16 protein-coding genes and 1 rRNA gene are annotated in these 18,833 nt (G+C 59.2%); 9 read left to right on the plus strand and 8 right to left on the minus strand.

Annotation, left to right across the window (positions count from 1 at the left end):
• The first annotated feature begins 24 nt into the window (after positions 1-24).
• Positions 25-522 (plus strand): RidA family protein, encoded by a 498-nt coding sequence (locus AC1DIG_RS26625; protein WP_477769694.1) that lies wholly within the window; start codon positions 25-27, stop codon positions 520-522.
• A gap of 24 nt (positions 523-546) precedes the next feature.
• On the opposite strand, the gene AC1DIG_RS26630 is transcribed toward AC1DIG_RS26625, so the two are convergent.
• Positions 547-1,863, minus strand: coding sequence for an MFS transporter (locus AC1DIG_RS26630; RefSeq protein ID WP_477769695.1), 1,317 nt, complete (start codon positions 1,861-1,863; stop codon positions 547-549).
• Between the two features lie 205 nt (positions 1,864-2,068).
• Between AC1DIG_RS26630 and AC1DIG_RS26635 the strand changes: the two genes are divergently transcribed.
• The 4 genes from AC1DIG_RS26635 to AC1DIG_RS26650 all read left to right on the plus strand — a co-directional run bounded on the left by AC1DIG_RS26635 (position 2,069) and on the right by AC1DIG_RS26650 (position 7,276).
• Positions 2,069-3,487, plus strand: a complete 1,419-nt coding sequence (locus tag AC1DIG_RS26635) for a short-chain fatty acid transporter (RefSeq protein WP_477769696.1) — start codon at positions 2,069-2,071, stop codon at positions 3,485-3,487.
• A 102-nt stretch (positions 3,488-3,589) separates the two neighbouring features.
• Positions 3,590-5,290, plus strand: coding sequence for an acid phosphatase (locus AC1DIG_RS26640; protein WP_477769697.1), 1,701 nt, complete (start codon positions 3,590-3,592; stop codon positions 5,288-5,290).
• Between the two features lie 112 nt (positions 5,291-5,402).
• Positions 5,403-6,569, plus strand: coding sequence for a hypothetical protein (locus AC1DIG_RS26645; RefSeq protein WP_477769698.1), 1,167 nt, complete (start codon positions 5,403-5,405; stop codon positions 6,567-6,569).
• Positions 6,570-6,751: 182 nt separating this feature from the next.
• Entirely contained in the window at positions 6,752-7,276 is a 525-nt protein-coding gene (locus tag AC1DIG_RS26650; protein WP_477769699.1) for a lysine methyltransferase, read from the plus strand.
• A gap of 18 nt (positions 7,277-7,294) precedes the next feature.
• Here AC1DIG_RS26650 and can read toward each other — a convergent pair whose 3' ends face one another.
• Entirely contained in the window at positions 7,295-7,939 is a 645-nt protein-coding gene (gene can / locus AC1DIG_RS26655; protein WP_123424927.1) for a carbonate dehydratase, read from the minus strand.
• 150 nt (positions 7,940-8,089) lie between these two features.
• Between can and AC1DIG_RS26660 the strand changes: the two genes are divergently transcribed.
• Complete coding sequence (locus tag AC1DIG_RS26660) at positions 8,090-8,491, plus strand: serine kinase/phosphatase (RefSeq protein ID WP_477769700.1); 402 nt, start codon at positions 8,090-8,092, stop codon at positions 8,489-8,491.
• A gap of 125 nt (positions 8,492-8,616) precedes the next feature.
• Here AC1DIG_RS26660 and rimI read toward each other — a convergent pair whose 3' ends face one another.
• Positions 8,617-9,069, minus strand: a complete 453-nt coding sequence (gene rimI, locus AC1DIG_RS26665; RefSeq protein WP_054595585.1) for a ribosomal protein S18-alanine N-acetyltransferase — start codon at positions 9,067-9,069, stop codon at positions 8,617-8,619.
• Positions 9,062-9,808: an energy transducer TonB gene (locus AC1DIG_RS26670; protein WP_477769704.1), complete on the minus strand. Its 747-nt coding sequence runs from the start codon at positions 9,806-9,808 to the stop codon at positions 9,062-9,064. Before AC1DIG_RS26670 ends, rimI begins: the two co-directional genes overlap by 8 nt.
• A gap of 218 nt (positions 9,809-10,026) precedes the next feature.
• On the opposite strand from AC1DIG_RS26670, the gene mksB reads away from it, so the two are divergent.
• The 3 genes from mksB to mksF are packed head-to-tail and all read left to right on the plus strand — an operon-like array spanning position 10,027 to position 14,832.
• A complete protein-coding gene (mksB, locus tag AC1DIG_RS26675) occupies positions 10,027-11,304 on the plus strand; it encodes an Mks condensin complex protein MksB (protein ID WP_054598235.1) in 1,278 nt (425 codons plus the stop codon).
• Positions 11,294-11,995, plus strand: coding sequence for an Mks condensin complex protein MksE (mksE, locus tag AC1DIG_RS26680; protein ID WP_427533594.1), 702 nt, complete (start codon positions 11,294-11,296; stop codon positions 11,993-11,995). The genes mksB and mksE overlap by 11 nt, the downstream gene beginning before the upstream one ends.
• On the plus strand, positions 11,992-14,832 hold the full coding sequence (mksF, locus tag AC1DIG_RS26685) for an Mks condensin complex protein MksF (RefSeq protein WP_347928881.1): 2,841 nt from the start codon (positions 11,992-11,994) through the stop codon (positions 14,830-14,832). The genes mksE and mksF overlap by 4 nt, the downstream gene beginning before the upstream one ends.
• 199 nt (positions 14,833-15,031) lie before the next feature.
• Here mksF and AC1DIG_RS26690 read toward each other — a convergent pair whose 3' ends face one another.
• The 4 genes from AC1DIG_RS26690 to rrf all read right to left on the minus strand — a co-directional run.
• Positions 15,032-17,335, minus strand: a complete 2,304-nt coding sequence (locus AC1DIG_RS26690) for a PqiB family protein (RefSeq protein ID WP_477769701.1) — start codon at positions 17,333-17,335, stop codon at positions 15,032-15,034.
• Positions 17,328-17,951: a paraquat-inducible protein A gene (locus tag AC1DIG_RS26695; RefSeq protein WP_019693707.1), complete on the minus strand. Its 624-nt coding sequence runs from the start codon at positions 17,949-17,951 to the stop codon at positions 17,328-17,330. The genes AC1DIG_RS26690 and AC1DIG_RS26695 overlap by 8 nt, the downstream gene beginning before the upstream one ends.
• The gene (locus AC1DIG_RS26700) at positions 17,938-18,597 is read right to left on the minus strand and encodes a paraquat-inducible protein A (protein ID WP_477769702.1); all 660 of its coding nucleotides are present in this window, start codon (positions 18,595-18,597) and stop codon (positions 17,938-17,940) included. The genes AC1DIG_RS26695 and AC1DIG_RS26700 overlap by 14 nt, the downstream gene beginning before the upstream one ends.
• A 148-nt stretch (positions 18,598-18,745) precedes the next feature.
• Positions 18,746-18,833: ribosomal RNA gene (gene rrf, locus AC1DIG_RS26705) — 5S ribosomal RNA — on the minus strand; the annotation flags it as partial.

An 18,833-nucleotide genomic window follows, 5' to 3' on the forward strand; every position in this document is an offset into this window, starting at 1 on the left:
CGCCACCTACAGGGGAATCGACGCATGGATCAGTCACGCAGAGCACTATTCGATGGTATCGCCCAACAGCTGGGGCACCGCTTCGACGGTGAAATGCGCATTGGCGGCAACTACGTGCCTGCGGTGCAAAACGGTGATGAGGTGTACATCAGCGGACAGATTCCACGCATTGAAAATACGGTAATGGTCATGGGCCGGGTCGGTGCCGAGGTGTCGTTGGAACAAGGCCGGCATGCGGCGCAGATCTGCACGATGCGCGCATTGGCGGTCCTTACGCAGCTGCTCGGCAACCTCGAACGCATCAAGAAGATCTTGCGCATTAATGTCTATGTGCAAAGCGCCGCCGACTTCACGCAACAAAGTGAAGTCGCCGACGGTGCGTCGGAGGTGCTTTACCGGATTTTTGCCGAAGCCGGTGCGCACACACGGACCTCGGTAGGCGTGTACCAGTTGCCGAAAAACGCCTCGGTCGAAGTCGATATGATCGTCGCGCTCGAGCCTGAACTCGCACAGCGTGGGTAAGACCGGCCTTACGACTGAAGTGCCTCAGGGACTGCAGGCCACGCCAGCCGCATGATCGACCCGTGGCAGGCGTGAGCCGAAGTACAGCGCCGCGCCAATCCCGGCCGCCCCCATCACCGCACAGAACATCACGCAGATCCATGGGCTCCACGGCATCAGGCCAATCAGCAACAACGGCGTGATACTGGCCCAAATGGCGTAGGCGATGTTGTAGGTGAAGGAAATCCCCGAGACACGAATCCGCGCCGGGAACAGATTGACCATCACCGACGGCACCGCGCCGACCACCCCGCAACCCAGACCGGCAATGGCATAGGCCAGGCCAATCCAGTGTGCACCGCCAATCAGGCTGGTGTAGAGCACGCCAATCCCCAACGGCAGCAGCAAGCTATAGAGCATCACCGTACGCCAGGCGCCGATACGGTCGACGATCAACCCGGCGATCACGCAACCAATGTTCAGAAACACAATGCCCAGACTGCTCAGGGCGAAGGTATGGCTGGCGGTCATCCCGAAAGTTTTTTGCATCATGGTCGGGGTTATGACGACGAAGGTCACCACCGCCGAGGTCAGCACGCAGGTGAGAATCACCGCCGGCAGCATTGCCAGCCGATGCTCACGCAACACTGTGCGCAGCGGCAGCTCGACATGCCGTTCGCGACTTGCCTGCATGGCCATGAACACCGGGGTTTCATTCAACCAACGACGCAACCAGACGCCAATCACCCCGAATACTCCACCTAACAGAAACGGGTAACGCCAGGCGTAATCGAGGATCTCTGTCGGTGTGTAGACCTGCGCCAGCAAGGTCGCGGTCAACGCGCCGATCAAGTAACCAAAGGTCAATCCGGCCTGCAGAAAGCCCAAGGCATACCCCCGGTGCCCGGCCGGTGCGTGCTCGGCCACGAACACCCAGGCGCTAGGCACTTCACCGCCCACCGCCGCGCCCTGCAATACCCGCAGCAGCAACAACAGCAACGGGGCGAAATAACCGATCTGGGCGTAGGTCGGCATGATCCCGATCAGCAGGCACGGCAGCGCCATCATCAGGATGCTCAGACTGAAGACCTTCTTGCGCCCCAGCCGGTCAGCGAAGTGCGCCATCAGAATCCCGCCCAGCGGCCGCGCCAGGTAACCGGTGACAAAAATCCCGAAACTTTGCAGCAGACGCAGCCACTCGGGCATTTCCGGAGGAAAGAATAGCTGGCTGAGGGTCAGGGCAAAAAATACGAAGATGATGAAGTCGTAGATTTCCAGTGCCCCGCCAAGCGCAGCCAGGCCCAGGGTCTTGTAGTCAGACCGGGAGAATGGCGCAGGTCGAGTGGCAGCGGTGGCAGTCATAAAAACAGGCTCTGAAATAGGCAAAAAAAATCACGGCGCCCATGGTCTACGCAAAAACGCGTTCGAACAACCCGTTAGACCATAGTCCCACATCAGCAAAAGAGCGCCGCAAAACCCTCTTGATTGATTTACTGTTTATGTCTGACCGCAAGGGCCCGCGCGGCCCGGTCCGCACCACAATAAACATAAAAATCGAGGTACTCCTGTGGCCGCTGCAATCGAAGATAGCCGCTCCGCCCGCTTTGCCCTGCACTGCTCGAACTTTGCCGAACGCTGGTTTCCCGACTCCTGGGTGTTTGCCGCGCTCGCGGTCATTATCGTTGCCGTGGCCACCATGATCATGGGCGCCAAGCCCACCGATGCCGCGATGGCTTTCGGTGACGGCTTCTGGAGTCTGATCCCGTTCACCATGCAAATGGCCTTCGTGGTGATCGGCGGCTACGTGGTCGCCAGCTCGCCACCGGCGGTGAAACTGATCGACCGCCTGGCGCGCATCCCGAAAAACGGTCGCTCGGCCGTGGCCTGGGTCGCGCTGATTTCCATGGTCGCGTCATTGCTCAACTGGGGGCTGTCGCTGGTGTTTGGCGGTTTGCTGGTGCGTGCATTGGCGCGTCGTACCGATTTGCGCATGGATTACCGCGCCGCCGGTGCCGCCGCTTACCTGGGGCTCGGCGCAGTCTGGGCACTGGGACTGTCTTCATCGGCAGCGCAGTTGCAGGCCAACCCGGCCAGTTTGCCGCCGTCAATCCTGTCGATCACCGGGATGATTCCATTCACCCAAACGATTTTCCTCTGGCAGTCCGGCGTGCTGTTACTGGCGCTGATCGTGGTCTCGTTGATCATCGCCTATGCCACCGCCCCTGGCCCGAACTCCGCCCGTGACGCCAAGGCCTGCGGCATCGACCCAAGCTTTAGCCTACCGGCACCACAGCCACGCACTCGCCCTGGTGAATGGCTGGAATACAGCCCGATACTGACTATTTTGCTGGTGCTGCTGGCGGCCGGATGGCTGTTTCACGAGTTTGCGACCAAACCGGCGATCAGCGCGATTTCGGGCCTGAACACCTACAACTTCCTGTTCCTGATGCTGGGTGCACTGCTGCACTGGCGCCCGCGCAGTTTCCTGGATGCGGTGGCTCGCGCGGTGCCGACCACGACGGGCGTGATGATCCAGTTCCCGCTGTATGGCTCGATCGCCGCACTGATGACCGTGGTCAAAGGCGCCGACGGCCAGACCTTGGCGCACCACATCTCGACCTTCTTCGTCAGCATCGCGTCCCACGACACCTATGCCCTGCTGATGGGCGTGTACTCGGCGATCCTCGGCTTCTTCATTCCGTCCGGCGGCGGTAAATGGATTATCGAAGCGCCATATGTGATGCAAGTCGCCAACGACCTTAAATACCACCTGGGCTGGGCCGTACAGATCTACAACGCCGCCGAAGCCCTGCCCAACCTGATCAACCCGTTCTACATGCTGCCGCTGCTTGGCGTGCTCGGTTTGAAGGCGCGGGACCTGATCGGGTTTTCGTTCGTGCAACTGCTGGTGCACACGCCACTGGTGCTGTTTCTGTTGTGGGCGCTGGGGACGACGCTGACATATGTGGCGCCAGTGATGCCTTAGTAAAAAGGGGTCTGAAACCCTCTTGTCACCTAGCCGTCATATCTCGCTGCTAGCGTCCAGCCGAAATATACGGCAACACTTTTCCGCAAAACAGGATTCAGGATGAACGACGACAAAGCCGGCAACGACGCACCTCCTCCAGCAGACGATAGCCCTGCCGACACCAGCCGTCGGCGCTTTCTGGGGGGCGTTGCCGTCCTGGGTGTCGGAGCGACGCTGAGCGCGTGCGGCAACACTGGCGACACACCGGGCAAGCCGGAAGAGCGGCCGCTGTCGCCTGCCGAGCTGGACAAGGCGTTGCACGATCAGGTGAAAAACGTGGTGGTGATCTTCGCCGAGAACCGCAGTTTCAATAACCTGTTCGGTGACTTCCCAGGCCTTGAAAAACCATTGTCAGCGCTCAAACCTGAGAGTTATCAACAGCGCGACCGAGATGGCAGCCTGCTGGAAACCTTGCCGCCGGCCTGGGGTGGCGTGCTGCAGATCGGTCCGCAAACTCTTGATGGCGTGACCTATCCGAACGAAACCCAATTTCAGGAGCACTTGCCCAACGCCCCCTACGCCCTCAAAGGCCCGAATGGCGAAGACTTGCCGTTTGGCCTGGTGACGCGGGATCTTTGGCATGTGTTCTATCAGAACCAGATGCAGATCAACGGCGGCAAGAACGATCGTTTTGTCGCCTGGGCCGACTCGGGCGGCTTGACCATGGGGCATTACGCCCAAAGCCGTTATTCCCTGCGTCTGTGGGACGTGGCCCGGGAGTTTGTGCTCTGCGACAACTTCTTCCAGGGTGCGTTTGGCGGCTCGTTTCTCAACCATCAATACCTGATCAGTGCCGCTGTGCCGTTTTACCCGGATGCCGCCAACTCGGTGGCCAAGGCGCAAATCGCTTCGCTGCAAAGCGATGACCCGCTCGACACGCGCCTCAAGCCGCTGGAGAAATCCCCGGCCAGCGCCATGACCGGTCCACCGCAGTTCGGCCCCAGCGCCCTGACCCCGGATGGTTACGCGGTCAACACCATGGCCCCGCCTTATTGGCCGACCTGGATCCGCGACCCGGAACGCCCGGAATACGCCAAAGCCGATCTACCCAGCGTGCTGGTACCGCAAACCCACGAACACATCGGCGACAAGCTGTCGAAGAAGAACATCGACTGGGCCTGGTACGCCGGTGCCTGGCAGGCGACGCTGGACCAGTTCAAGGACTCGGGGGGCATTCCGAAGATCCCCAACTTCCAGTATCACCATCAGCCGTTCAACTACTTCAAGCAGTTGGGTCCGGAAAACCCGGCAGAACGCAGTAAACACCTGCGTGATGGCGGTCTGGGTGACGAGTCGACCACCAACCGTTTTTTTGCCGATGCCGAAGCCGGGAAGTTGCCGGCGGTGAGTTTCTACAAACCTCAGGGCAACCTGAACATGCACGCCGGTTACGCCGACGTGGCATCCGGTGACCGGCATATCGTCCGTGCGCTGAAAGTACTGCGCGAAAGTCCGCAGTGGAAAAACATGGTGGTGGTGGTCACGGTCGACGAAAACGGCGGCTGGTGGGACCACGTCGCGCCGCCGCAAGGTGATCGCTGGGGCCCTGGCACGCGAGTACCGGCGCTGGTGGTGTCGCCATTCGCCCGTAAAGGCACAGTGGATCACACGGTGTACGACACCGCGTCGATCCTGCGGCTGATCACCCGGGTATTCCAGCTTGAGACGCTCGACGGGATCAAACAACGTGATACCGCAATGATTGCCCGAGGCCAAAAGCCGATGGGCGATTTGAGCAATGCGCTGCAATTTCCCGGCTGATTGCTTTTCTGTCTTGCGATCTTTTCGCGTGGGTACTAGACCTATCAGCGCAAGTGGTTTCAGTATGTAACCGCCCTCGCTTTCGGGGACCCACGCTGATAAGGATCTGAGCATGTTCAAACTCGCAGGATTGAGCCTCACCCTCGCCGCCCTTACCTTGAGTGCTACCGCCCACGCCGATACCGACCTGAAACTGGGCAGTACCGAACGGGTCACTCAGCTGTTTGCCTACCCCAACAACTGCAACGTGATTTGCTATCGCAACTGGACGCTGGAGCAAACGGTCGAGCACTACCTGACGCAAAGCGTTCAGCGGGATGGCTACACCACGGCAAAAGTCCGGGTAAAAACCGATAATAATCAACTCTACGCAGACATCAGCGGCGTGCCAAAGGACTACGCAAAACCGCTGACCGCATTGCTCGATGCCGGGGATTTGGCCCATGCCGGCGCCAACAAACTGAATGCCGACGGCAAGTGGGCGTACAGCTGGTACCTGTTCCTGCCCTTGGGCATGGCGCTGGAAAACCGCAAAAGCGTCGAGCTGCTGCACTTCCCACCGGACTATTCGCTGACCCAGGCCCAGGACTACCTGGAATCGAAGACCACCGACCGCTGGGCCACGCTGCTGACTGCCAACGGTATCGCCGCCGAACAAACGCCGGCCTACCAGACTATCATCGACATCGCGCCGATTGCCGCCCCGTCCACCGCCGGCAAGGACCTTGAAGGCGTCTACGGCTACTTCAAGGACTACCAGACTACCCTGGTCAAGCAATTCAGCCAGACCGCCCGCGGCGTGACCTTGCCTATGGTCGCGTTCGGTGCACCGGTGCGTAACTGGGTCAAAGAGCAGTATGGGCAGACCGTGGCCGTGTTGGGTCTGGCACAAATCATCCCGACCCCGGGCGTGAAGGTGCCGGTGCTGGGTTCTAACCACCCAAGTTATATCTGGTATGCGGCCGACCCGGCGAACTATGACGACGATCAGGCCAAGGCCGATGCCGTGGGTTTGAAGGTGATGGGGCAGGACTTGAGTGCGGCTTGCTGGCAAGCGGGTATGGGCAGCAAACCCGGCAGTGACCCGAGCGCACAACTCAACACCTGCACGCAAACCTGGCAAGTGGCCCAGAAAGAGAAAACCTGCGAGCTGTTCTACACCTCGATCCGTAATCTGACGCCCGAGCAAGCCGCAACCAAGTGTTCGGCCCCGGACATCAAACCCCAACTGGACCAGTTGAAGGTGCCTGCACCCGCGCTGGCTTCATCGCACCTGTAATTCTGCGAGCACGCCTGCTGCGTAAGCATTTGCTGACGCAGCAGGCAGCCTCTATCGACTGTCAGATCTGACAGTAGACCCTCAGTTTCATTTGCGAGACTCTTTAGACGTACCCATGTGCTGCAGGGCTGGCAGGATCGCCAGCCTCCTGTGGTCGCAGCGCCCAATAAACAAGGATCGTTATGAAGCCTCAGGCCAGGGATAAGGCAGCTACGCTGTCGAGCAGTTGCATTTACCCGAACAAAGAACTCAGTGCCCGCCAGGGCTACCCCTCCAGGGCTCACTTCACAGTTATCCAGACTGACGATGGGCGCGGCGCGGCAATCACGGCACAGCGCGATTTCCTGCGCATCAGTCGTATCTGTCGGGTATCGGGACTGCTGATGCATACCCGCCGTTTGCATACCCTGCAACTGGCTCCGGGTATCCATGTCTACGATCCGTTTTTTTCCGGGCTACTGCTGCATTCCTGCGACCCGAACGTCTTTCTCGACATGAGCGAACTGTGGTTATGGGCGCTGAAGGACATCGCACCTGGCACAGTGCTGTGCATGGACTACGCCAGCACTGAAGAGAAGCTGACGCGTCAGTTCGCCTGCCAGTGCGGCTCACCCGACTGCCGTGGCTGGATCACCGGCTACGATGATCCGCCAAATGCCGAAGGCCAGAAGTTCTTGCAACGCTTGCATCGACATAGCCCCTGCTGAACAGAGGCTCGCCGCTATTTACAAGGCACCGACCGGGCGCAAACGGTATTGCGGCGGTAGTTGCTCGAAGCCGCTGATGGTCGCGTTCAGGCTCTTCCAGCGACCGTCCTTGATGCCGTAGATGCAACCATGGACCGACAGGCTCTGCCCGCGGTGCCAGGCATTTTGCACAATGCTGGTATGGCCGACGTTGGCCACTTGCTGGATCACATTGAGCTCGCAGAGGCGGTCGACCCGCTCTTCTTCAGTCGGCAATTGGCCAAGCTCTTCGCGGTGTTCGTAATAAAGATCGCGAATCGAACGCAACCAGCCGTCGATCAGGCCCAACTGGCGATCCTGCATCGAGGCGCGTACACCGCCGCAACCGTAGTGGCCGGTGACCAGGATGTGTTTGACCTTGAGCACGTCCACCGCGTACTGAATCACCGACAGACAGTTGAGGTCGGTATGCAGCACCACGTTGGCAACGTTACGGTGTACGAACAGGTCACCAGGCAACATGCCGACGATTTCGTTGGCCGGTACGCGCGCGTCGGAGCAACCGATCCACAGGTATTCCGGCGTCTGTTGGCGGGCCAGCTTGGCGAAGAAGTCAGGATCTTCTTTGGTGATCGCGTCCGCCCAGCGCTCGTTGTTATCAATCAGATCTTGTAATTCGTTCATGCTCTGAAGCCTCAAGAATGATGCTCTGCTTTGACAGACAACCGCCCGTCGGGGTCACGCGGATGTTGCAGTTGCCGAACAGAAATGCCTTGGAATCTTTAAGGGTAACGCCTGTCCACCCTATAAGGCCCTACATTATGAGGAATTTCCATGACTGATTCACGACGTCCTTACGGCGCGGTTCAACCCGAGCCTATCGACGACAACGAAGACCGCATGGGCTCAATGCGCGAACTGGATTTCGATGAAGAAGAACCCGGCGAGACCATCGGTGGCCTGACCCGTGAGCACGAGCGCGAGCAACAAATGCCCAGGGAACGCGTACGTGAAAAAGGCACGGGTGGTGCCTCGGCTGACGACGACCCCATTGACGACGACATGAGCCCGGAAAACCTGATCCGCGAAGATGGCGCCCGTGACGCTCATGAAGCCGGAGAAGACTTCAGCGCCGATTGGGACTTGAGCATTGTCGACGAGGACGAAATCGGTGGCGGCAACGGGCTGGATGAGGCGGAACTGGCAGAGCGCGATCCGGTTGATGGCAATCGTTGATCTTTAGCGTCTGATATGCCGCCATCGAGAGCAAGCTCGCTCCCACATTGGATCTGTGTCGCACATCCATGTTGTGAACGACATAAACCCTGTGGGAGCGAGCTTGCTCGCGATGCTTTTAAGGGTCAGTCGACCAACGTGCAGGCCATCACCACCGCATCTTCACGCCCACCGACCGCCGGGTAGTAATCGCGACGGCGACCGACTTCGTTAAAACCATAACGCTCATACAGACGGAATGCCGCCTGATTGCTGTCGCGCACTTCCAGGAAACATTCCCGGGCTTTGGCTTCATACGCACGGGACATCAAGTGCTCAAGCAGCCTCAAACCCAGCCCGCGCCCCTGATTTTCCGGTTTGACCGTGATGTTCAGCAGATGCGCCTCATCAAGGATGATCTGCACCACACCGTGGCCAACCTGTTGCTGACCTTCAAACATCAGCCAGATCTGGTATTTACCCAAACCATCAAGAAAAATCCCACGGGTCCAGGGATGGCTGAACGCCGCGTATTCGATTTTCAGTACAGCGTCCAAATCCGCTTCGGTCATCGGGCGGAACGATACAGCGTCACTCATTCGATTCTTTCCAACGCGCCATCAGCCGACGCATGGCTTGCCAGGCATCAGCCTTACGCTGTGGCTCTTCCATTAATAATTCCAGGCCGGGCAGCGCCCAGACCGACCCCAGGCCTTCGACCTGAAGCTCGCGATTGTAAGATTCAGCGTTCGCCTCACCGGCAAAACGCACCGCCGGCAGGCCGATCAACCACAGGCACACACAAGGCGCATCTTCCAGGCGAGCCGAAAGGAACCCTTGAACGAAATCGCGGGCAGCTTCCGGGCCCTGATCCATGGTTCCACGTACCAGCAGCGGCCAGCGGACCGGTTCGCCGACAATTTGCGGGCTGTCCGGCAGACCGGCGGCGCGCAGCATGTCCTTGAGCAGCAAGTAGGCCGGATCGCGAGTCTGGAACGCACCGCCTGTGGGTAACTCCACCAGCAGCAGGCAACGGCCGGCACGCAACAATTGCAGGGCAAAACGCGGCGGTGGCACTTGCGGCGCCTTGGCCACGACGGGTGCGTCTTCGGCGTCCTCGACCGGCTTGCTCGCCGGGCGCACAACCGAAGGCGTTGGGCGCGGCACGTCGACCTTGACCCGCTCAGCCGGCTTGGCCACAGGCTCTACGGCCGCTTTCGCGACCTGCGCCGGCACAATCGGTGTCTCGACCAACGGCTCTGGCGCTTCCAGCAGCTCGGGCCGCGACGGGGCGGCAAAGGGCAGTTCGGTGCGCGGCAGCCAGTTGACCACCTGCATGGCGGTCAAATAGGCGCGGCGACGGGACTCGATAAGCAAAGGTCGGCCACTTGTGGATAACTGATAGTGCAGGGATTCTACCGCCCTTCGCTCAAGATCGCCCGCAGTTGATCGATAGAAAAGCGACTGTCCGTCCTGTCGATACCTCGAGAGTGATTCCCATCGCACGTGATGCAGTACAATCGCTGCTTTTAATCGCCAACCAGCCGGCCATTCCAATGATCGAACCCAAGCGCGTCTTGCGCGCCCTCGCCGAACACTGGGCACTTCTGGAGCCTTTGTGCGAGCACTTCGACCAAGGCACCCTGAGCCTCAACGAACTGCGCTCACAGCTGGCCGCCCAGCAACTGGACAGCACGCCACAGGACATCACCAGCCTGCTGGACGTGTGGATCCGCCTCGACATTCTGGTTCCGGTGGCCAAAAGCCCGAACCGTTTTGAACTGAACGCGCAGATTCACGACTTCCTCGCCTACCTGCGCCGTGAGCACCGTCTGGGCCTGTGCCTGGAAATCGAAGCCTACCTGCGCCATCTGGAGCGGCTGGCCGGTTACATTCAGGACGCTTTCGACATCCGCGACGGCAATGATCTGGCACGCCAGTTGCGTTTGCTCGACATGCGCGTGCGCGATGTCCTGAAAAAGCTCGCCAACGACGAACAAGCCCTGGTGGCCGTCGCCGAACGGGCCAAGACCAGCGACCGGCAAATACCGTTGCGTCAGCGTTATGCCGAAGTGCTGGCGACGTGGGACGAATACGTCGAGCCGATGATTCAGTTGGTCAACGCCGACGGCGCCTTCGAGCAAGGCGTGCGCAAGGTTGAAAACGTGCTGTTGCGCATGCTCAGCGAACAACAGCGCCTCGGTCACCTGGTCGACGACGATATGCTGCTGCGCACCCACGCGCGCATCCTCGAAATGCAGACCAGCGCCCAGCTGACCTTGCGTCATGCTCGCGAGCTTTTGCTGCCGCTCCGTGAAGAGGCCCGTCGGCACAACGCCGTGACCCGTGGCGCGGCGCTGGCCCTGTCGATGATCCGCCGCAAGGGCATCGACGCAGTACCGCAAGCGGCGATGCCGATGTTCACCCGTCCGCAAAGTACCTTCCTCGGCAGTGCCAGTCAGGTTGAAGCCTACGTTTATGCGCTGGCGCGTTTCGAGCCAAAACCGGCACGTTTCCCCAAGGCCCACAAAACCCAAAAAGGCGAAGCCCCGCGGGCACCGCGCACCGTTCGGGAAATGCTCGAGCGCTGCGAAGACGCGCTGCCGATGCCGGACTTGATGACCTGGCTGCTGGAACAGGAACCGGACGGCGCGACCGACGAGTTGCTGTACTGGTTCTCCCGCCTGTCACGGGAAAAACGCTTCAAACGCGAGCGTCTGGAACGCCGCGATTACCATACTCACGAGCACCAGGTCAGCCTGCGCTCCTTCGCCCTGCTCTCGGCCCGCGATGACGCACCCGAGAATTCTGCGAGCACATCTAATGCATCTTGATCTATCCGAACTGTCTCAGCTGGCGCCGATCTTTCGCGAGCTGTTCAAGGGCTACCACGTCAGCCGCCGCGATCCTGAACTCTACGCGCAGCTGTCGAACTTTCAGGACCAGTACCGCACGCTGTTCAAGGCCCTGGGGTTTGAACTGGTCTGCGACACTCGTGGCTTCTACTACTTTGTGCCAGACCTCGCGGCTGCAGCGGTGAACAAGACCGCCCAGCGCCTGGCATTGTTCACCTTCATTCTCGTCGAGCATCTGGCTGACCAGGGCCGCGATCCGATTGCCGTGCTTGATGGCGGCAGCCTCGGTCGCGATGAACTGCCGTCGTTGCTGGAAAAGTACCGCGACCTGTTCATTCAGGCCGAAGTGCAAACCCAGGAAGAGCTGGAAGAAAAGATCATGCGTCGCATGACCCAGCTCGGTTTCGCCGGCGAAGAGAACGGCATCTACCGCTTCCTGCCGCCGATGCACCGTTTCCTCGACGTCTGCCTTTCGGTCCAGCAAGACCGTGACCTGGCCGCCAGCCTGCACAGCGTGCTGCCATTGCCGGCGCCGGTGCTGATCGATGACGACAGCGACGAAAAGCTGCTGCAAACCGATGATCCGCTGGACCTCAGTGACTTTGCCGAAGAAAGCGAAGAAGACGCGCTGGCCCGTGCCATAGCCGAAGAACAGGAGCTCGACGCATGAGCAAGGAACGCTACGGCATTCGCCGCTTTGCCCTTTTGAACACCGCCGGTTACAGCCTCGGCTTGTTCCCGCTGGAAGAGCCGCTGTCGGTCTACGGCGCGAACAACCTCGGTAAATCCGCCTCGATCAACGCCTTGCAGTTCCCGATCCTGGCGCGCATGTCGGACATGAGCTTCGGCAAGTACAGCCTTGAACAGTCGCGGCGTTTCTATTTCGCCACTGACACCAGTTACATCCTGGTCGAAGTCGCCCTGCCCCACGGTCCCCACGTGATTGGCGTGGTCGGACGTGGCCCGGGCGGTGGGTTCGGTCACCAGTTCTTCGCCTACGCCGGCAAACTGGACCTGGCCCATTACCAGAAAAACGATACCTGCCTGCGCCAGAAAGAGCTGTTCACCAACCTTGAACGCGAAGGCCTTAAAGCCTACGAACTCAAGCCGGATGAACTGCGCCGCTTGCTGGTCGGTGGCCACACCTCGGTCCCGTTGGACCTGACGCTGATCCCGCTGCGCTCCACCAGCGAGCAGAGCCTGAAAACCTTCCGCGCACTGTTCATCAACCTGCTGCACATGCGCGAAATCACTGCGGCCAAGCTCAAGCAACTGTTCCTCGATGCGTTCGAACACAGCCTGCGTTCCGGCAGCGTCGATTACATCGCCGCCTGCGAAGAAGCCTTCCGCGACGTGCGTCGCATGGAACAGGACTACAACTCGCTGGTCACCGCCGGTCCGTTGGTCGAAGCGCTTGCCGCCGGCGTTACCCAGCGCAACATTCTGCGCGGCAAGTTGCACCGCATCTCGCCGCTGCTCGACTCGTTGCTCGGCACCTGGTCGGACTATGCCAGCGCGCGCAAGGAAGAGCTGACGATTCAGGCCGAGCACTACCGCAACGAACAGGACGCGCTACAAAACGATCAGCGCGGCGGAACTCAGGAACTGATGCGCCTGGAGCGCGAAATCACCGGCATCCAGCGCTGGCTGGGCGAGTTGTCGGTGCTCAAGCATCGCTTCGCCCTGGTCGATGACGTCAAAGTGCTTGAGCAACAACTGCTCGCCGCCAAGGACGCGCACGATGAGCTGGCCGGTGCGCTGGCGCAGTCCCGTCAATTCAGTGCCGAAGACCTCGAAGAGCGTCTGCGGGACCTGGAAAAACGCCTGAAGTCGGTCAAGCAGCAACTCGATCACGCCGACAACAACAGCTACGCCCGCTTGCGCGAAGAGTTCTCGCAACAGGACGTCGAACGCCTGATGCGTCTGTTCAACAGTGCGCTGTTCAGCTTGCCGCTGGGCGAACATGGCATTGCCCTGGACGAAGATGGCCAGTGGGTCAAATCCATGGAGCTGATCCTCGACGGCTTCAAGGGCGAGCGTTTCGAAGTACCGGGCCTGTCCATCGACCTGTCGCACATCGAACCACCGGCCCTGCAAGCCCTGGCCGACCGCGCCGCGCTGCGTGATCAGAAAGACCGTCTGGACAAAGAACTCAAGCAACTGAAAACCCAAGCGGCCGTCGTGGCGGACCGCGCGGCCAGCAAGACCCAGACCGAAGCGCTGTACCAACAAGTGCTGGATGCGCAAAAAGCCCTGGAAGACTTCCGCCGCTCGCAAACCCTGAGCGCCGAGGAAGGCGACAAGCTGGAACAACTGGCGCAGATGGAAGCTGCACAGGACGAGTTGAAGCGTTCCAGCGATGCCTTCACCGAACGCGTCCAGCAATTGTCGGCCAAGCTGCAACTGGTCGGCCGGCAGATCGGCGACATGGAAGCCAAGCAACGCACCCTCGACGACGCCCTGCGCCGCCGTCAGCTGTTGCCGGCAGACCTGCCGTTCGGTACGCCGTTCATGGACCCGATCGACGATTCCATGGACAACCTGCTGCCGCTGCTCAATGACTACCAGGACAGCTGGCAAGGTTTGCTACGCGTCGACGGGCAGATCGAAGCGCTTTACGCGCAGGTTCGCCTCAAGGGCGTGGCCAAGTTCGACAGCGAAGACGATGTCGAGCGTCGCCTGCAATTGCTGATCAACGCTTACGCGCACCGCACCGACGAAGCCCTGACCCTTGGCAAGGCCCGCCGTGCAGCGGTGACCGACATCGCCCGGACCCTACGCAACATTCGCAGTGACTACGACAGCCTCGAACACCAGCTGGCGCTGTTCAACCGCGAGATCAACAAGCGTCAGGTCTCCAACCTGCAAAGCTTCCGTATCGTGCTGGCGCCGAACAAGGAAGCCCTCAAGCACATCGACCAGATCATCCACAGCGCTGGTCAGTATGAGGAAGGCGAAACCCTGTCGGTGTTCGACCTGAGCCAAAGCGCCGATCAGGACAACAAGAACGAAGAAGCCAAGGAATACCTCGCGCGGTTGGTGGCAGCGAACCACAACCAGTTGGGCCTGAAGGACCTGTTCGAACTCGCATTCGAAATCACCAAGGTCAACGGTCAGCCGGTGATTCACACCGACATCGATGGCGCCGCGTCCAACGGCACCACCATGACCATCAAGGCGCTGACCAACATGTACTTGTTGCTGCACTTGATGGACCGTGATCAGGCCGGGCGCGTGCGCTTGCCGTACTACCTCGACGAGGCCGCCGACATCGACGAGAAGAACCAGGCCGCCTTGCTGGAGACCAGCTTGCAACTGGGCTTCGTGCCGATCCTCGCCAGTGTGAAGCCGCAGGTCTGCGCCAGTGTCGCCATCGACCTGGAAGGTGGCAGCGGGCCGCATGGTATCTACATTGACGAGGCGGACTGGAAGTACATTCGCCGGCATGACGAGGTGAAGGCTACGGTCAACGTTGAGTCGACCGAACCGGAACTGGACGAGGTTTGATCCTTTTACCGGCGTCGTAACGAAAAAGGCCGCGATCCAATGGATCGCGGCCTTTTTTATGGGCGCGTACTCTTAATATTTTCAGTGAAATTGAGGCCCCCTTCGCGAGCAAGCTCGCTCCCACTTTAGATCGGTGTTGGGCACCATCCAGTGTGGGAGCGAGCTTGCTCGCGATGACGCCAGTACAGACGCCGAAAGGCTATTTGCCGAGGGAAATCTTCGGTGCCCAGGTCAACCAATCGTCTTCAAATTTGTCGAACAGCGGGAAGGTCTGTTCAGGTCGTGCCGGGGTTCCCATCCGATCACCATCCGGTGTAGCGAACGCAATACCGCCCTGAATCAGCGTCTCCAGCGACTCGGTTCGCACCGTCGCGCCTTTGAACAGGCCAAAGTCCAGACCAAAGCCGCTGGTGTTCCAGAAGCGCGTTCCACTGCGTACCAACGGCGCATACTTCGGCTCGATCAGGATGTGGACCAACACGCGATCCGCCGTTTGACCCAACTCATAGCCGGTCACCTTGCCCACGGTAATCTCACGATAAGTCACCGGCACACCGGTTTTCAGCGAACCACGGCGAGCCGCGCTCAACACCAGGCTCAGACCGGCCTCTTCCTTGGCAGACTCCGGAGGATTGGCCAGCGCCACGAAGTTCTTCTGTGGCCCAAGGTTTTTCGCAGCGGGCTGAACCTCGATGTATTGCCCGGTGACCAGGGTTTCCAGGTTGGACGTTTTGATCAGGCCCAGCTCTGGCTTGACCACCCAGAACTGGCTGCCGACTCGAGCAATGCGCTCCGGCACTTCTGTGATGCGTGCGGTGAGCAGCACAGATTGCAGATCATCACTGAGGTCGACGTTTTCCACCTTGCCGACATCCAGACCTTTGAAGCGAATCGGCGTGCCAGTGCGCAAACCGTCGGCACGATCGACCTTGATCGTGACCACAGCGCCTTTCTGGCTCGCCTCCTCACGGTTGGCAAACAGGCGGAAACGAGGAATCCGCTTCTGCAATGGCGCCGTGGCTTGCGGTGTTTCAAACGCAATACCGCCGGCCATCAAGCTTTGCAGGGATTCGCTTTTGACCTGAATCCCGCCGGTGAGACCACCAGTGAGGGTAATCCCGCTGGCATTCCAGAATCGCGTTGAGGCGTTGACCAGCCCTTCGTATTCTTTCTCGATGTGGACACCGATGACCAACTGCTTTTTGGTGCGTGAGAACTGATAGCTCTGCACTGAACCGACCTTGACCTGCTTGTAGAGAATCGGGCTACCGACTTCCAGGGAACCGAGGTTTTCAGTGAACAGCACCAGGTGCAGACCTGGGGAACGTAAATCCAGCGGTGGCGGCTTCGGCCGGGCCTCGAATTCGCGTTGCGGCGCACCACCCTTGTCGCCTGGGCGCACAGCGATGTAGTTACCTTTTACCAAGGCTTCCAACCCAGTGATCCCTGCCAGCGAGATTGACGGTTTGACCACCCAGAATTGGGTTCCGGTCACCAGGTAATCCTCTGCGAGAGGATCCAGGGTCAGCTCGGCCGTCGCGCTGGACAGGTCCGGGTCGACCTTGAGCGCTTTCAGGTTACCGACCTGAATGCCTTTGTACATCACGGGCGTGCGGCCGGCCTGCAGGCCTTCAAAGTCGCTGAGTTTCACTTTGACGCGAATACCAGCCTGAGCAGCGTCGAAGTCTTCGTAGAGACGAAACGGCAAGCTCGGGTCGGTGGGTGGGCTGTCTTTGCGGTTGTCCGGCGTGGCGAAGGCGATACCGCCCGCAACGATACTGGCCAGCGACTCGCTGCGCACTTTCACCCCTGACAGGTTGGCATCGATGCTGATCCCGCTGGCATTCCAGAAACGCGTATGTTTGCGCACCAGATTGGCGTAGGTGGGTTCGATAAAGACTTTGATCTCGACGGTGTTCTGGTCTTCAGACAGCTGGTAACTTTTCACCTGGCCGACCTGAATCTGCTTATAGAACACCGGGCTGCCACGGTTCAGAGAACCCAGACGGTCGGCTTTGATGGTCAGGTGCAAGCCAGGCTTGAAGTCAGACAGCGGCGGCTCTTTGGTCAAGGCGGTGAACTTGCGGCTTGGCTCACCTTCACCCGGACTGATTGCCACATAGTTACCGGAGACCAGCGTTTCCAGGCCAGTAATCCCGGCCAGGCTGACGCTCGGCTTCACCAGCCAGAAACGTGTAGTGGTCTTGAGGTATTGCTCGACGTCCTTGTTCATCTCGATGGTGGCGATAACCCCACGGGTTTTCCCCTCGTCATCCAGCGCCAAGCTTTTTACCTTGCCGACCGGCATACCTTTGTAGACAACTTCGGTCTTTTTGGCCTGAATGCCCTCGCCACTTTCAAAGCGAACCTGAACTTCAATACCGGTTTCATTGTAAGCACGCCAGCCCAGCCATCCGCCAATCATCAAGGCGATCAAGGGCAGAACCCAAATGGCCGACCAGTTCGAAGCCGGTCGAGTTTTAGCTTTAGGCAAATCAGTCATGGTCGTCGTCCGACTCCGTGTTATCCCAAATCAGTCGGGGATCGAAAGTTACTGCAGCAAGCATTGTCAAAATCACTACACTGGCGAAAGCCACCGCACCGAGATTCGCCTCGATACTGGCAAGTCGACCAAAGTTCACCACCGCCACCAGAATGGCGATCACGAAAATATCCAGCATTGACCAGCGGCCAATGAACTCAATAAACCGATACATCACAATGCGTTGCCGTGCGGATAAAGGCTGACGCCGCTGTACCGAAAACAACAGCAATGCGATGCCCACCAATTTGAAGGTCGGTACCAGAATACTGGCGACAAACACCACGGCAGCAATCGGAAACATCCCGTGCTGAACCAAGGTGATTACGCCGGACATGATGGTATCGCCTTCACCCTGCCCTAATGTGCTGACGGTCATGATTGGCAACACATTGGCGGGTATATAGAGAATTGCCGCGGTAATCAGCAACGCCCAGGTACGCATAAGGCTATTGGGACGCCGTGCATGAACCAGTGCTCCACAGCGGGTGCATGTCTGCTCGTCGGTGTCCGGTTCCTGCTTGTTCAGCTCATGGCATTCGATACAAATCAGAATGCCCGCATCAATTGCCCGCATGAGCATCCTCTCCTGACAACGCTTGCCAGATCTGATGAGGCGACATCACCACCTCAAGCCAGACCTGCACTAACAGCAAACTGATAAAACACGCCAAGCCCAAGCCAACCGTTATCGACGCAAGGTCAGCCAGTTTGACGATGGCCACCAGCACGCCCATCAAATAGACCTCGAGCATTCCCCAATCGCGCAGATGGTGATAAATGCGATAGAGCAGCAAGCCATAACTGCGTCCGACATCAAAACGAACGCTCAGCAATACCAGCAACTGGCAGAGCAACTTGAGCAGGGGGATCCCCATGCTGCACAGGAACACCACCATTGCTACGCCTCGCATTCCTGTGTCGAACAGGCCAACGACGCCACTCCAGACAGTGTCATGCGACGACTGTCCGAGTAGATGGAGCTGCATGATGGGTAAAAAGTTCGCGGGAACGTACAACAGCAATGCGGCGATCACTAATGCGAGGCTACGCTCCACGACATTGTGCCGGTGGGCGTAGAGCTCATAACCACAGCGCGGACATAGGGCTTTCTCGCCATGAGCGAGTTGCGGCTTGCGCATCAGCAAGTCGCATTCATGACACGCCACCAAGTCGTCCAGCGGTAAATCTGACAGCCCAGGGGCGTCAACCGGATCTGGCATAAAGGGCTCGGGTTCTGAAAATGACCGGCCTATTCTAGTGTTCTGACCGAAAAATAACTGTGCAATTTTATTTCAATCCTGAAATGAAACTTTCTCGCAGGCAAAACAAAACCCCAACTGCTTTCGCAATTGGGGTTTCGGAATTTAATCTTGACGATGACCTACTCTCACATGGGGAAACCCCACACTACCATCGGCGATGCATCGTTTCACTGCTGAGTTCGGGATGGGATCAG

Source organism: Pseudomonas sp. 05N431 (genome assembly GCF_056397005.1).